This is a genomic window from Acinetobacter sp. ANC 4910 (genome assembly GCF_004331035.1).
Taxonomy (GTDB): Bacteria; Pseudomonadota; Gammaproteobacteria; order Pseudomonadales; family Moraxellaceae; genus Acinetobacter.
Map to the genome: position 1 here is coordinate 1 of NZ_SJNT01000004.1, position 15,456 is coordinate 15,456.

General features: G+C 41.4%; 14 protein-coding genes and 1 pseudogene. 7 read left to right on the plus strand and 8 right to left on the minus strand.

Annotated features, from left to right (window positions below):
• Positions 1 to 287 (minus strand): 3-oxoacid CoA-transferase subunit A (locus E0H82_RS04930; protein WP_131263874.1); only part of this gene is annotated, 287 nt, incomplete at its 3' end.
• A gap of 291 nt (positions 288 to 578) precedes the next feature.
• Here E0H82_RS04930 and pcaU point away from each other — a divergent pair.
• Positions 579 to 1,391, plus strand: a complete 813-nt coding sequence (gene pcaU / locus E0H82_RS04935; protein WP_165492927.1) for an IclR family transcriptional regulator PcaU — start codon at positions 579 to 581, stop codon at positions 1,389 to 1,391.
• Positions 1,392 to 1,522: 131 nt separating this feature from the next.
• On the opposite strand, the gene E0H82_RS04940 is transcribed toward pcaU, so the two are convergent.
• Both E0H82_RS04940 and E0H82_RS04945 read right to left on the minus strand, forming a co-directional pair.
• Positions 1,523 to 2,845, minus strand: a complete 1,323-nt coding sequence (locus E0H82_RS04940; protein WP_131263606.1) for a basic amino acid/polyamine antiporter — start codon at positions 2,843 to 2,845, stop codon at positions 1,523 to 1,525.
• A gap of 9 nt (positions 2,846 to 2,854) precedes the next feature.
• On the minus strand, positions 2,855 to 3,733 hold the full coding sequence (locus E0H82_RS04945; protein WP_131263608.1) for a homocysteine S-methyltransferase family protein: 879 nt from the start codon (positions 3,731 to 3,733) through the stop codon (positions 2,855 to 2,857).
• A gap of 502 nt (positions 3,734 to 4,235) precedes the next feature.
• Between E0H82_RS04945 and E0H82_RS04950 the strand changes: the two genes are divergently transcribed.
• The 5 genes from E0H82_RS04950 to E0H82_RS04970 all read left to right on the plus strand — a co-directional run bounded on the left by E0H82_RS04950 (position 4,236) and on the right by E0H82_RS04970 (position 8,394).
• Positions 4,236 to 5,180 (plus strand): ABC transporter permease, encoded by a 945-nt coding sequence (locus E0H82_RS04950; protein WP_131263875.1) that lies wholly within the window; start codon positions 4,236 to 4,238, stop codon positions 5,178 to 5,180.
• Entirely contained in the window at positions 5,180 to 6,064 is an 885-nt protein-coding gene (locus E0H82_RS04955; protein WP_165492923.1) for an ABC transporter ATP-binding protein, read from the plus strand. Before E0H82_RS04950 ends, E0H82_RS04955 begins: the two co-directional genes overlap by 1 nt.
• A gap of 81 nt (positions 6,065 to 6,145) precedes the next feature.
• Positions 6,146 to 7,150, plus strand: a complete 1,005-nt coding sequence (locus tag E0H82_RS04960) for an isopenicillin N synthase family dioxygenase (protein ID WP_131263612.1) — start codon at positions 6,146 to 6,148, stop codon at positions 7,148 to 7,150.
• Positions 7,147 to 8,049 (plus strand): hypothetical protein, encoded by a 903-nt coding sequence (locus E0H82_RS04965; protein ID WP_131263614.1) that lies wholly within the window; start codon positions 7,147 to 7,149, stop codon positions 8,047 to 8,049. Before E0H82_RS04960 ends, E0H82_RS04965 begins: the two co-directional genes overlap by 4 nt.
• 15 nt (positions 8,050 to 8,064) lie before the next feature.
• Positions 8,065 to 8,394 (plus strand): DMT family transporter, encoded by a 330-nt coding sequence (locus tag E0H82_RS04970; protein WP_131263876.1) that lies wholly within the window; start codon positions 8,065 to 8,067, stop codon positions 8,392 to 8,394.
• Positions 8,395 to 8,484: 90 nt separating this feature from the next.
• Here the strand turns inward: E0H82_RS04970 and E0H82_RS04975 are convergent, their stop codons facing one another.
• The 4 genes from E0H82_RS04975 to E0H82_RS04990 all read right to left on the minus strand — a co-directional run bounded on the left by E0H82_RS04975 (position 8,485) and on the right by E0H82_RS04990 (position 11,236).
• Positions 8,485 to 9,507: an ABC transporter substrate-binding protein gene (locus tag E0H82_RS04975; protein WP_131263616.1), complete on the minus strand. Its 1,023-nt coding sequence runs from the start codon at positions 9,505 to 9,507 to the stop codon at positions 8,485 to 8,487.
• An 18-nt stretch (positions 9,508 to 9,525) separates the two neighbouring features.
• Positions 9,526 to 9,963: a CopG family ribbon-helix-helix protein gene (locus tag E0H82_RS04980; RefSeq protein ID WP_131263618.1), complete on the minus strand. Its 438-nt coding sequence runs from the start codon at positions 9,961 to 9,963 to the stop codon at positions 9,526 to 9,528.
• A gap of 3 nt (positions 9,964 to 9,966) precedes the next feature.
• The gene (locus E0H82_RS16665; protein ID WP_228258625.1) at positions 9,967 to 10,098 is read right to left on the minus strand and encodes a hypothetical protein; all 132 of its coding nucleotides are present in this window, start codon (positions 10,096 to 10,098) and stop codon (positions 9,967 to 9,969) included.
• A 205-nt stretch (positions 10,099 to 10,303) separates the two neighbouring features.
• On the minus strand, positions 10,304 to 11,236 hold the full coding sequence (locus E0H82_RS04990; RefSeq protein ID WP_131263620.1) for an IS5 family transposase: 933 nt from the start codon (positions 11,234 to 11,236) through the stop codon (positions 10,304 to 10,306).
• Positions 11,237 to 11,322: 86 nt separating this feature from the next.
• Here E0H82_RS04990 and E0H82_RS04995 point away from each other — a divergent pair.
• A pseudogene (locus tag E0H82_RS04995) lies at positions 11,323 to 11,793 on the plus strand (ATP-binding protein); the annotation flags it as partial.
• Positions 11,794 to 11,845: 52 nt separating this feature from the next.
• Here the strand turns inward: E0H82_RS04995 and uca are convergent.
• On the minus strand, positions 11,846 to 15,451 hold the full coding sequence (uca, locus tag E0H82_RS05000; protein ID WP_131263622.1) for an urea carboxylase: 3,606 nt from the start codon (positions 15,449 to 15,451) through the stop codon (positions 11,846 to 11,848).
• Between the last annotated feature and the right edge of the window lie 5 nt (positions 15,452 to 15,456).

Sequence of the window (15,456 nt, forward strand, 5' to 3'; positions counted from 1 at the left end):
ATTTTGCCTGCACGATAGAGTTCATCGAAGACCCAAGAGTCGGACTGACGTGGGAATGAGCAGATGACTTTTTTCACGGCACCGGCTTTCAACAGTTTCGCCAGACCATAGTCGCCGTTGCCTGCGTTGTTGCTGACAATGGTCAGGTCTTTACGTCCAAGCTTGATCAGCCCGTCAATGAGTTCAGCGGGTTGGCCTGCTGTACCAAAACCACCAATCATGATGGTTGAGCCGTCTTGTATCTGGGAGAGCGCTTCCGTTAAGGTCGCTGCACTTTTATCTATCATTAGATAACTCCATTGTGCATCATGCAAAATTTGAAAAGGCACGGAAACCTAACTTATACTGGAGAGCAATTCAGCTAAAACAACATTCCCTAGTCTTTTAGTTCGATTTCCTTATCCGTTCATTTTTTATCATTTCTTAACTCTGGACTAGATAGCTAGATGTGCTTTTGTTCGATGATCGAACATTTTTACTTATTATCGAACAAAACCTGATTTTTTCAGTCAGATTTCAGGCTATAGTAAAAATATAAACAAAATACATTTCAGGAAAGTATCTACATGGATGAGGAATTGCACAAAACTGAAAGATGGCTTGAAAATAAAGACAATAAAAAAACCATTCGTCATGAAGATTTTGTCGCAGGGATCAGCAAAGGCCTAGCAATTTTGGATAGCTTTGGCACAGAACGACATCGTTTAAACATTTCCATGGCTGCTGAACGTACAGGGATGACCCGTGCTGCGGCACGACGTCATTTGCTCACCCTTGAATATTTAGGTTATTTAGAGTCGGATGGTCATTATTTTTATTTAACCCCTAAAATTTTAAAATTTTCAGGTTCTTATTTAGCAGGTGCTCAACTCCCTAAGATATCTCAACCTCTATTGAATCTACTTACCAACCAAACATCTTTAATCTTTTCCGTAATGGTACTGGATGGATATGAAGCCATTACCATTGCACGTAGCGCTGCACATCAACAAACAGATCGCGTCAATCCTTATGGTTTACACTTAGGTAACCGCTTACCCGCGCATGCAACATCCGCAGGGAAAATTTTATTGGCGCATCTAGAACCGAATGAGCAACGTGAATGGTTGGAAAAATATCCACTACAACGTTTAACTAAATACACCCATACCGACAATGCAACATTTTTAAACTTACTACATGAAATCAAAGAACAGGACTGGTGCTATTCTTGTGAGGAACATGAATTAGGTGTCCATGCGCTTGCCGTACCGATTTATCAACAAAGATCCAAAGTGATTGCCGCTTTGAATATTGTGTCCCCAACTACTCGTACCACTAAGGAATATCTGATTCAGCACATTTTGCCATTACTGCAAGAGACGGCACGTGAGTTACGCAATATTTTATAAAACGCCTAGATAAATAATCCAAGTCTAAACATGCTTATTGTGACACTTCAATCGTAGAAAATATGTTGAGTCATTTTATGGCCTGCCAAAAAGAAAACCGCGCTGTTATCGCGGTTTTCTTTTTATTCACTTTACTCAAATGCCACTTTTTTATGTGTAAATCGACTATAGAAAAATACAAGTAACCCCAGTAAATACAGGCAACCCGACAGCAATAACAATGAAACACCTGCCGCATAAAGTAACCATGCTGCATAGATCACAGCGACTGCGGCAATCCAAACATGTTTACTACGTTTATGTTTCACAGATTCTTTTAAATAGAATGCAGAAACCAAAAAGTATGGCAATAAAATCATTACAGATGAAATGAGCAATAATTGCGTATAGTTTTTATCAAAGAAGCAGACTGCAATCAGAGAAATTTGCACCACAATAGACGTCAGCCAAAGCGACGCAATCGGTACACCATTCTGATTGATTTTTAAAAAGATAGAAGGAAAAGCTTTATTTTTTGCAGCTAAAAATGGAATTTCCGTTGCAAATAAAGTCCAACTTAAATATGAAGAACTGACCGAAATAATCAAACCCAGCGTAATAATAATGGTGCCCGGTAAACCAATCAGTTGCTCTAGTATGGTCGCCATAGATGGGTTGTGCATATTGGCAATTTCAGCCCGCCCTGTTACACCATAAGCCAGCACAGTCACCATGACATAGAAACTTAATGCCAGTAGCACACCCAAAACGGTTGCACGACCAATATCTTGTCTGTTCTTGGCACGGGACGATAAAACCACAGCTCCCTCAATACCCGTAAATACCCATAAGGTAATTAGCATCAAATTACGCACCTGTTCCCAAACAGGTAACTGTAAAGAAAAGTCGATGAAATTGAGTTTGAATAAATCAAGCTTGAAGGCAACAAAGCCGCAGGCAATAAAAATAACCAAAGGGACAATCTTGGCAATAGTCGCAATAAGGTTTACCAAAGCGGCTTCTTTAATCCCCTGACTGACCAGCCAATGCACAATCCAGACAAAGATGGATGAACCAATCAATGCATACAGGGTATTGCCCTCACCAAAATACACATGCTCTGGGCTATCAGTAAATAAACCCACACCAGAAAAGGCAATTACCACATATCCAACAATGCCGATGGTGGTACAGAGCCAATAACCCCATGCAGAACAAAAGCCAATTAATTCACCAAAACCTTCTCGGGCATAATTATAAATACCACCATCCAGGTCAGGTCTTTGCCGTGTTAAAAAAAGCAGTGCAAAGGCGAGAAACAGAATTCCTACGCCTGTAATAAGCCAAGCCATTAATAAGGCTTGACCATTTGCCACTGCAGCCATGTTTTGTGGCAGACTAAATACCCCAGAACCCACCATAGAACTAAACACTAAGGCAGTTAAGGAAAGTAAGCCAATTTTAGCTGTAGACATAAGAAAATCTTACTGTTTAAAAAATTGAGAAAGTTCTGCAATATGCTCAGGACCAATACCACAACAGCCCCCAATTAAGGTTGCTCCCGCAGCTTGCCACTGCTGTGCAAAGCTTAAATATAATTCAGGATTTAAATCGGCACGGATTTCATCTAAACCATCGTTAGCGGTTGCTTCACTTTTCTGTGGCGGAAATGCATTGGCATAAGCCCCAATTTGTACTGTTTCAGGTAATAATTTTTTAATTTCAATAATGGCTTGTAATACCACTTCTGGTTGGCAGCAGTTAAATAATACGGCATTGGCATCAAGGCGTTTCAGTAGCTCTGCCACTTGTTCAAGGCTTTCCCCAGAACGTAATAATGGTTGTTCTAACTGAATTTCATCCTGCAAGGTAAACGACACCCAAAAATCTCGCCCATCTTTAGGTAATAAGGCATGTACGGTTTCGACTTCTTTGAGGCAAGATTGTGTCTCTGCCAACCAAAAATCGACATGCGGTGACAAAGTTTCAATAATTGGTGTTGCAAGAGTTTTAGCCTCTGCTTCTTTAAATAAATCCGCACGGTAAGAACCAAATAACGGAGGCAAACAACCTGCAATGCGAACGTCTTTTCCACTCTCTTCAACTGCTTTTTTCGCCTGAGTTACAGCAACATTCACCAAGTTTGTTACTTCATTTTCAAAGCGTTGCTCGCCAATATGAAATGGAACCACTGCATAATTATTGGTGGTAATAACTTCTGCACCCGCCTGAATAAAGTCTAAATGCACCTGTTTTACAATGTCTGGTGCTTCTGTTAAAGCCAATGCAGACCATTCAGGTTGTCTAAAAGGTGCACCTCTACGCGCAAGTTCACGACCAAAACCGCCATCTAAGATTTTCATAAAGTTAAGTTATATTAAATAAAAAAGCTGATTATAGAGAAACTCTTAAAAGATTTAATGCTTGAATCCTCCAAACAATATCTTTATTTCAGCTAATGAAAATTCATTTTTCTAATAACTCATGCTGATATAGCGTTGTTTGAACAATAATGTTGAATTTCGGAAAAGCGTTTTTCCATATGCTCCGTTATTCTTATTCTTCTCCCACCCAGAGGGATAACAAATCATAGAGGACTGCATAAGGTGTTGTCTTTGATTAATCCTATACAAATTGTCGTCAGCATATTCCACACATAGATAACGCACCTTCCCCCAAATCACGAATGATTCCGAGCTATCCCATTAAAAATGGTATTGATTCAATATAGTAAAAATGCTGCACAACGCAGAGTTATCTTGTTTTGATTGAATCATGCTTCCTGTGCTTAATCTCTAATTGGCATTTATTTTGCTTATGAGTAATACGTTTTTAAAAATTCGTAATACTAGGCGGGCAAGCGATATGGGATATGTTGCAAATGAACTCAACCAAAAAAATAAGCTGATTCTGGGCTTTTGCTCATTTCTTATTCCGATTTTGATTTGGTGTGCTGTCAGTTATCTGCCGTTTATTTGGCATCCTCAAGTCCAAATTACCGACTCTGGCAGCGTGCCTTATTTGCAAGTCGACAGTCGGGTCGATAAAGCGCTGTTCTATAATGAAGCACAAAATGCTGGCAATCACGGCGATGCGCCACCTCAAGGCAAATTGGTCAACCCGATTTATTTACCTGCACCCGATGAAGTTGCAACGGCGCTCATCACTGCATTTACGACCGCACCTGTACAACCCGATGCTCCGTGGTTTCATCAAAGCCTATGGCATAGTATTAAACTGGTTTTTACCGCATTTTTCTTGTCTTCCTTAATTGGTATTCCTTTAGGAATTTTGTGTGGCTTCTCACTCAAGATTTCAAAACTGACCGAACCTTTTGTCGAGTTCTTCCGTTATTTACCCGCCCCTGCATTTGGTGCACTTGCGGTTGCCATCTTAGGGATTAATGATGCGCCGAAAGTTGCCATTATTGTGATCGGAACACTATTTCAACAAATTCTAATTATTGCCAATACCACCCGCATGGTCGATCGCGGCCTGATAGAAGCAGGCTATACCCTCGGCACCAACAAAATGAAAAGTCTGTTTCATGTGGTGATTCCTGCGGCATTACCCGATATTTATCGTGATTTACGCGTGCTATTGGGCTGGGCATGGACCTATTTAATTGTGTCTGAATTGATTGGTACGACCTCGGGCATCACATGGTTTATTACCCAACAAGCACGTTATCAAAACTTTGATAATGTCTATGCTGCTATTTTGATTATTGGGGTGATTGGACTGGTCTGCGATGTCATTTTAATGAAATTGGGCGAACGACTGTTTAAATGGAAAGCAGGAGCAAAATAATGAATACAACCTCGAATGATGGTGCAACACAATATTTTGAACAAATCTATCAACGCCCTGTGATTCTTGAGGCAAAAAAACTCACGCAAGTGTTTCAACATGGCAAAACCCAACGCACCGTGTTGAATCAACTCGATTTAAAAATTCATAAGCGTGAATTTATTTGTGTAATTGGTCCCTCGGGTTGTGGCAAATCCACTTTTAGCCGTGTCGTCGCGGGACTCGATCCGTATCACAGTGGAGAACTACTGGTCGATGGTCAACCGATTACAGGCCCTAGCCCAGAACGTGGCATGGTTTTTCAAGGCTATACATTATTTCCGTGGAAAACTGTCAAAGAAAATGTGATGTTCGGTCCGCTCATGAAAGGTGCAAGCCATGCCTCCGCAGAAGCACATGCACGTGAATGGATCAACATTATTGGCTTAGAAAAATATGAAAACCAATATCCGCATCAACTGTCGGGTGGCATGAAACAACGCGTTGCGATTGCCCGTGCCTTGGTCAATCAACCGAAAATTTTACTCATGGATGAACCTTTTGGGGCGCTCGATCCGCATACCCGTCAGAAAATGCAAAAACATCTCATGGATTTATGGCAGAACATCGACATCACCATTATTTTTGTCACTCATGACATGGATGAAGCCATTTTACTGGCAGATCGAATTGTGGCTCTGAAAGCCAATCCAGGGGAAATTAAAGAAATTATTGAGGTGGATTTACCACGACCACGCAATGCAGAACTGATGCTTACACCGGAATTCAAACGCTTACGTGAACGTGTCGATGCCTTGGTCCACGCACAGGAAGATGAACTTGACCCAGCTTTAGCAGAGCTACCCAAAATTCCACGTATGACACAAGTCAGCACACACAAATAAGATGCTCATAAACAATCCTAGCCTTTGGGACGACCCAAAGTGTTGAACAATACGTTGGACGACCAACTTTTGGTGATGATCATGCAAAACGATTATGTATTACCACTGGTAGAAATTTCAAAACTCAACAGCCCACATTTGGAAGAGCGTTTATCTGTTGCACAGGCACTCGATCAAGCCTGTAAAGAGGTTGGCTTTCTATATTTAAAAGGTGAGCAATTCCAACCCGAACTCTTTGAAAATTTATGTCGGATCAGCGCACAATATTTTGCCCGTGATCAGCAAAGTAAAATGCAGCACTACATTGGTTTTTCCGAAAATCATAGCGGCTATGTTCCCATTGGAGAAGAACAATTTGTCCAAAATGTCTATGACCTTAAAGAGTCCTATGATGTGAATTATGACTACTTAGGGATAGAACAACGGCGTCCTTTAGTGGGACCGACCCAGTGGCCTGAAGATGCTGAATTTAAACAGCATGTATCGCAGTATTATCAACATCTAAAAGATATTGGTCAGCAATTGTTCCAGTGTTTTGCCTTAGCCTTAGGTTTAAAGGAAAACTATTTTGATACGCATATTGCTCATGCACCGAGTCAACTTCGACTGATTCACTACCCCTTCAATCCGCAGGCACAAGACCAAGAAGGTATGGGAGCACATACCGATTATGAATGTTTTACCCTACTCCTTCCGACCGCTCCCGGCCTACAAGTCCTGAATAAACAAGGGGAATGGATCGATATTCCCTTACTTGAAAACACACTGGTGATGAACATTGGCGACATGATGGAAATTCTGTCCAATGGACGTTATTTGGCCACCAAACATCGCGTCAAAAAAGTTCAACAAGAGCGCTACTCGTTCCCGCTGTTTTTCTCTTGCGATTATGACTATGTGATTCAGCCTGTGATTGAGACAGATCAACCCAAATATGCCCCTTTAAGTGGCGGAGAGCACTTATTCAACCAGACTGCTCAGACCTTTCATTATTTAAAAGAAAAAGTCGCATCTGGCGAAATTGTGCTGAACAATGCCCGTCCGTTGTATTCCTTTGGTCTAAATGAACACAAGGAAAAGTTATGAATTTAATCGATTTATGTGCAAAGTTGTCGACTCAACTCTTGCCAACTGATGTAAATACCGTAGGGCTGCCTTTAGAATTGCTCGGTGCGTTTAGACGCAAAAGCATTAGTTTTTTTAATGGTCAAACGGATGAGAAAACTATTGTTTATTGGTTTCAATCCAAATCTTTTACCATTGATTTAAGACTGAAAGATATTGAGCTTACCCCTGTGTTGCAACGTCAGGGCTGGCTTGGACAAACCCAGTGGAATAAACAACAGCAAGTCTTATCTTGGCAAGTCAATTCAAATTCCAATTACCAAAACCATATTCAGTGGCCAGAACCCGCAACCTTACATTGCATTGGCAACTGTATTTTGGAATTCTCTCCTAGCAATGCCTATGTGGAGGATTGGCGTCAACAAGCCAATCAAGGTTTATACCTTGGATTACGTTTAGAAAAAGCCGTTCATCTTGAATCGAATACTCCAGTTCAACTGGATGCAGGCTTGATTATTTGCGGTGACTTAGTGGCTTATGCACAGTCTCGACTGCCGCAAAATCAGCAAGTTATCGACCCGTTTACTCATCTAGTGGAGGCGCATCAAGCAGGTGTTGATTTAGAGCAAATCAATCAGTTTGAAGTTTCAGTGGGTTCGTTATCTTCGGGCGTACAATTCAGCACCCAAAACCATCGCTTGCTGCAGCCCTTTTCACTCGAAGGCTTCGAATATATTGGTGAAAATCAGCTTAAGCAAGTCAAAGAAATTGAAGGTGAAACCTATGCCTTATATTTCAAGGTCGACATCTATCAACCCCATTATCAATTCCAAACGCAAACCCCTACAACAGCAGCCAGTCAAACTTGGCTCACACAAGAAGCTGAGCATCTGTTACATCATGCTCAAGCAACATATTAAGTAGGTGATATTTTGATTGCATTCATCTACTTAAGCATTGCGATTATTGCCGAAGTCATTGCTACTTCAGCATTAAAAGCCTCACAAGGGTTTAGTGTGTTTATCCCTTCTTCAATTACAGTCGTGGGCTATGCGATTGCTTTATATTTTCTGTCTTTAACCTTAAAAACCATTCCTATGGGCATTGCCTATGCAATTTGGTCGGGTGCGGGCATTATTTTAATTTCATTGGTGGGATGGTTTGGTTTTAAGCAGCAATTAGACGTACCTGCATTGATTGGTTTAGCTTTAATGATTTCAGGAATTCTGGTGATTAATATCTTTTCGCAAAGCACCCATCTTTAATATAAAAATAGCATGACAGAAACATCGCCATGCTGTATCACCCAACCAAAAAGCCCAGAAGATTTCTGGGCTTTTCCTCGTATAAGTGGCTTATTTCAATCCTTCGATCAATGCGGGATAAATTAAACCATCGACATCCATTTGAGTTTTGTAGATGCCATTGCTGACATTAAATTTATTCACATGATACGTCGAACCATAAATGGAATCGAAGCCTGAACCTTTGGTAAACACTTTCTTGTTTGCAGCTAAATCCAGTAAATGTGTCCCACCAATAAATTGTTCATATTGCTGAGGATCTACCCCAACACGATTCGACATAATCTTGACCGCATCTGCATGGGTTGCAGGGTCATTAATATATTTCACGGTTTTATCCCAAACCTGAATTAATTTCGACCACTGTTCTTTGTTGGCAGCTAAATGGCTCATATTCACGGTCAGCGTGTCATAAATCAGACCCGGTTTATCTTTTGAGGTATAAATAATTTTAGACCCAGCAACCGATTTTAATGCCTGATTGGCGACGGGTTGCCATACTGCAATGGCATCTACACTATTACTTGCAAAGACTTGCGGCAATTCATTGGTCATTGAATTGACCAGTTTCACATCAGATAATGAAATTTTGGCATCATCTAAAGCTGTAGATAATAATAGATGATCCACCAAACCTTTTTCAGTCGCAATCGATTTCCCTTTTAAATCTGCAATGCTGTTTATGCCCTCTTTGGCAATAATCACGTCATTCCCTGCGGAATAATCGGTTGCCATAATCATGATGCCTTTGGTTCCCCCCGATGCTGTGACCAGATTATCGCCATTGGTCACCAAAACTGCATCTAACTGGTTCGCCGCAAATGCCGAAAGCGATGCTGAATAATCAAACCATTTAAATTCGACATTTAAGCCCGCTTCTTTTAACCAGCCTTTTTCAATCGCAACTTGCCAAGCTACAAATCCCGGCCAGTCACTATAACCAATGGTCATCGGTTGACTCGTTGCCGTAGTCTCTGATTTTTTTTCCGCTTCAGGCACTTTGGCGGTATTGTCACAGCCCGAAAGTAAAATACCCGCAACCACGGACATTGATAACACTGCTTTTTTCATCATTTTCAGGTTCCCCTTAGATTATTCAACATTTTGTGGAATCGGTGGCATTACCGCATCCATCAATTCAAGGTGTCCGTTAATGACCCCTTTTAGAGTAATAAATTGTTGGCTCATTAACTTTAATTCGGTGCTTTTGCCTTGCATCAGCATGACTTCCATAATTTTTTGCTCATCCAGTTGAATATGCAGCGAGCTAATTACTTGTTCCAAATATTGCTGTTGCAAATCCATTAACTGAACTCGCAATGGCATAGAACTGGCGTCATACAGCAAGGTCAATGTGCCGACCATGACCGAATTTTGCCGCTCTTCTTCTGCAATTAGGTGCTTGTGAATCATGTCTACAATGGCTTGCGAACGACTTTCATAGCATTGATCAACAATTTTCTGATCCAGTGCGCTTAAGGTACTTTCTGGAACCGTGACACTGATTCGGGCAAGTTTAGGTTTAGCCACAATTTACTTCCGCAATGTTTCAGGATGATGAGGGTCTTGCTTGACATAAAAGCCCGCGCGAACGCTAATTAACTCCAGTAGAAACTGTTTAAAAAGCTGTGATGTCTTCTTGGCTTGGGTTTGCGACTTTTGCATCTGCGGCTCCTCTTTGGTATTACCAAATTCGAATTTTGTATTACTCGAATAAATGCAGAAAGCGTGCCAGTTTGATGGAGGATATTTACGGTTTTAAGGGCTGAAAAAGCTTATTATTTGTGCAGAAAATTTAGTCTTGTTCTAATTCAGGGCGGCTTGGTTGCACAAAGGTTTGAAAGATAGAGCTACCCTAGAAGATCCAAATTTAAGATACAACTTGGGTATGAGGGCGACCTAATTCCGTAAATCTGTTGAGGACTGCTACACGTGCATGAATTTCATTGACTTGGCTTTGAAAGTTTCTTGCACTGAGTTTATCGCCTAATAACTTTATGCAATGCATCTTGGTTTCGACCAAACTTCGGCGATGATAGCCTGACCATTTTTTCCATAATGTCCTGCCTAAACATTTAACTGTTCGAAGCAATTCATTTCGCTCTAGCGAGCTGATCTTTATATTTTTCCAAGGTTTCGCATTTTTCCTGGGTGGAATCACTGCATGCGCTTGCCGATCTGCAATGACCTGACGGCATTTCTTGGTGTCATAAGCACCATCGGTATAAACGGAGTCAATCTTCTCATCTTGTGGAATCTGATCCAGTAAATCACCAAGTACTTGTGAATCACTCACATTATTGGTTGTGAGCTGAATAGCGCGTATTTGCAAGGTTTTAGCATCTATACCAATATGTAATTTACGCCATTGGCGACGATATTCAGGCTGATGTTTCTTTCGTTTCCATTCACCTTCACCCAAAAACTTTAAGCCAGTAGAGTCTACGAGTAGATGAAGCCCATCACTGTTTTTCTGATAACTAATTGCAATATCAATATGCTTCTGTCTTCTACAAAGCGTCGTGAAGTCTGGTGCTGTCCAATCTAATCCGCAAAGTTTAATTAAGCTTTGAACAAAGCCAGTAACCATGCGTAGAGTGAGTCTAAATAGAGATTTGATCATCAAACAGCATTGAATTGCTATGTCGGAATAGGTTTGACTTCGACCTTGTTTACTACTTGTTAGTGCATACCATTGTGTTTTTGGATCGAACCAAATGGCAATATTTCCACGATTAATGAGAGCTCGGTTATATGCGGGCCAATTGGTTGTGCGGTAGATTTTGTGTGTAGGCTTCTTCATTTGAAAATTATATTGCTGAAGAAGCCCTTAAGAACAGCTTTGTGCAACAAAGCCAGTGCAAATACAATTTTAAGTAAAATGCTTTAATGCTTTTGATCGCAGATGGAGATATTAACGGCAAGGCTGATCGTGTAGCCATTTTAAAAAAGGAATTGAAATCTGAAAATTATTTCATTCTAAAATGTAAAGAAACCGAAAATACATTACCTAAAAACTCCATTATTCGTGTAGCAAAATCTAGATTTTTTCGCATGAAAGAATCAACAACTAAAAGTTATGATATTGCGCTCATTGATCAGATTTCAGATGAAAATTATTTTGATCATACAGATGATGGAATTGGTAAGCTGTTAGATACTCAAATTAAAAAACCAAAATCTACATCCTCCAAAACTGCATTTGCTGATGGTACAGGAGTTGGGACTATTAAATACAAATTAGATTTTTGCCGAGAAATTATTAAAGATTTTGATGAAAACCCTGATTGGCAACTCACTTCAAAAGCAACTGAGCTTTGCGAACGAATTTTTAAGCATATTGAAAAGTGTAATTACTAAAGCTATTTAAATCCCCTAACCGCTCCTAAAAGAAAGGTTAGGGGAAAACTATCTAAGCCACAGGTGCCAATGTAAACAGCACTTGCCCCGTTTTCACGGTTTGCCCTTTTTCAATGGTAATGGCTTCAACTTTCATACGATCAGGTGCCAAAATTGGAATCTCAATTTTCATGGCTTCTATCACCGCCAAAGTCGCCCCTTCTTCCACCACATCACCCATCTGACATTCAATTTTCCAAATTGAACCGGGCATGTGCGATTCCACGGCACAACCACCATCTGGAATTAACACGGCTTCACCATCATCCACCGTATCTAAGCTTTCAGATACATATTCCGCCAATCCTGCTTCGTGCCAACGACGACGCTCGACTTCAAAGTTACTTTGCTGGATATGCTTGAATGCCTGAATAGTTTCAGCATTCTCCTGCAAGAATTGGTTATATTCTTTTAGGTTCAATACACCCTCTTCAACGCGTAGATTTAAACGTCCTGCTTTAAAATCTTCACGCATCTGCATCAATTCAGCTTCAGACACTTCATAGAATTTAATCTGGTCAAAGAAGCGCAGTAACCACGGCTTACCCTCTTCAAAATTGGCATTCTTACGGTAACGACTCCACATTTGCGTGGTTCGTCCCACAAACTGATAACCGCCCGGCCCTTCCATGCCGTACACGCACATATAAGCACCGCCAATGCCCACCGCATTTTCAGGTGTCCATGTCCGCGCTGGGTTATATTTGGTGGTGACTAAACGTTGCCGCGGGTCTAAAGGTGTTGCCACTGGTGCACCCAAATACACATCTCCCAGTCCCATCACCAAATAACTGGCGTTATAGACCACATCTTTCACCGCTTGTTTAGAATCTAAACCATTAATACGGCGAATAAACTCAATATTATCTGGACACCACGGCGCATCGGCACGCACGATTTGGCTATAACGTTCCGTTGCCAATTGGGTTTGCGAATCTTCCCAAGCCAAAGGCAAATATACAGTTCGTGACGGAACCTGCATTTCGGCAATATTGGGCAGTTGTTCTTCAGCCACTTCTAGCAAACGCAGTAAATCGGTTTGATCCAGTACCAAACAATCATAATGAATTTGTAGCGAGCGAATGCCCGGAGTTAAATCAATAATGCCCTTGATGTTTTGCTCTTTCATCCATTGCATTAAGGCATGAATACGGAAACGTAGATTCAAATCCAGCACCAACTCACCATATTCCACCAACAGGTAATGATTCCCCGCAGGACGATAGACTACATCAGGGCGAATACTATCCCCCTTGACCATATCCAAAACTACATGATTTAAAGTGATCGGCTCGGGTTGTACCACTTGCTCATAGTGAATACTTTCAGATGATGGTGCATCCAGCATGGCTTGATAGTCTTGATTGAGCTGCTTGGCTTGATGGTAACTCACAGGAATAAATTTCACTTTATCTCCTGCTTTTAGTTGTCCCAACTTCCACAATTCAGAATGAATCACCACTGCTGGACAGACAAAACCGCCCAGACTCGGACCATCTGGTCCTAAAATAATTGGCATATCGCCCGTGAAATCAATCGCCCCAATCGCATAAGCATTATCGTGAATATTGGATGGGTGTAAGCCTGCCTCACCACCATCTTCCCGTGCCCATTCAGGTTTTGGTCCAATCAGACGAATGCCTGTTCGGCTTGAGTTAAAATGAATTTCAAACTCATGTTCAAAGAAAGTTTCAATATCCTGCTTGGTGAAAAAGTCAGGTGCACCATGTGGGCCATACATCACCGCAATTTCCCAATTCGAATTAAATGCAGGAATTTGCTCCTGATTTAAAGCGTTCGCAGGCTGATCGCTAAAAGATGTGATTGGCAACATATCACCGACCAATAAGTTACGCCCTGCATGACCACCAAATTGCCCTAAGGTAAATGTGGCTTGCGAGCCTAAATATTCAGGGACTTTAAAGCCCCCTTTAACCCCAATATAACTACGGCAGCCTGTGCTAATTTTGCCACATTTTAATATTTGTCCTTTCTTCACATTTACAGTTTGCCACATTGGAATGCTTACGCCATCCAGTGTTGTTGGCATCTCGCCACCTGTAAGCACAATTTGACTATCGCAGTGAAATTTTAAACTCGGACCTTGCAGGGTACATTCCAGACCCGCAGCATTTTTCTCATTACCCAACAGTTGATTGGCAACATTCAAAGAAAATGGATCAATCGCTCCTGATGGCGGGACTCCCACATCCCAATATCCCAAGCGTCCTGTAACGTCCTGAATCGAAGTTTGAATCCCTGCTTGTAACACTTCAATCTTTTGAGTTTTCCAAGTAAAGCTATTTAGAAAACGCGTCGTTTGTGTACCTGCTTGAAATACCTCTCCCGCCACAATATTCTGTAAATACTCAAGATTAGTTTCAATCCCTGCCACTTGGGTATTGGCTAAACTGGCTGTCATGGCTTGAATCGCGGCATCACGATCTGTAGCAGTCACAATAATTTTGGCAATCATCGGGTCATAATAGGAAGACACATTTGAGCCTGTTTCCACCCAAGTTTCGACACGACAATGTGGATCAAATTCAACTTCAGTTAAAAGTCCTGCACTCGGCTGGAAGTTTTTAATTGGGTCTTCGGCATATAAGCGCACTTGAATGGAATGCCCTCTAGACTGTAAAGCCGAAGTCGGTGCAATCCAGTCACCACTGGCTAAAGTCACCATCCATTCCACCAAGTCCACAGCATAAACCTGTTCAGTCACACCATGTTCTACTTGCAAACGGGTATTCACTTCCAAGAAATAAAATTCTTGAGTATCGGTATCCATCACAAATTCTACAGTACCCGCAGAACGGTATTGCACCGATTGCATCAGTTGTATAGCGACTTGTTGCAGATAATCACGTTGTTCATCCGAAAAATGCGGTGCAGGTGTTTCCTCTATCACCTTTTGGTTACGCCGTTGTACCGAACAATCGCGTTCGCCCAATGCCAGAACTTGACCTTTGCCATCACCAAAGATTTGCACTTCAATATGACGGGCATTTTGCACAAATTTTTCTAAATATAAGCCTGCATCTTTAAAGTTCGCTTGTGCCAAATAAGATACCGTTTGATAAGCATCTTTCAGCTCTTCGGCATTCCAAACCAACCGCATGCCAATACCACCACCTCCTGCGGTGCTTTTAAGCATCACGGGATAACCAATCTTTTCTGCTTCTACCAAAGCTTCGGCTTCATCTGCCAACAGACCACTACCCGGCAAAAGTGGTACTTGGCTCTGAATTGCCAATTCACGTGCAGTATGCTTTAAACCAAAATTACGCATTTGTGCAGAAGTCGGACCAATAAAAGCAATCCCCGCGGCTTCACATAGGTCACAGAACTCTGCATTTTCAGATAAAAAACCATAACCTGGGTGAATCGCTTCGGCCCCTGTTTGCTGTGCAACTTGCAGGATTTTTTCAATATTTAAATAACTTTGACTGGCGGGTGCAGCGCCAATACATATGGCTTCATCCGCCATGGTCACATGTAAAGAATCACGGTCTGCTTCGGAATAAACAGCAACAGATTGAATACCCAATTTTTTAAGGGTGCGGATCACTCGGCAAGCAATCGCACCACGATTCGCAATTAATACTTTATTAAACATGCCGC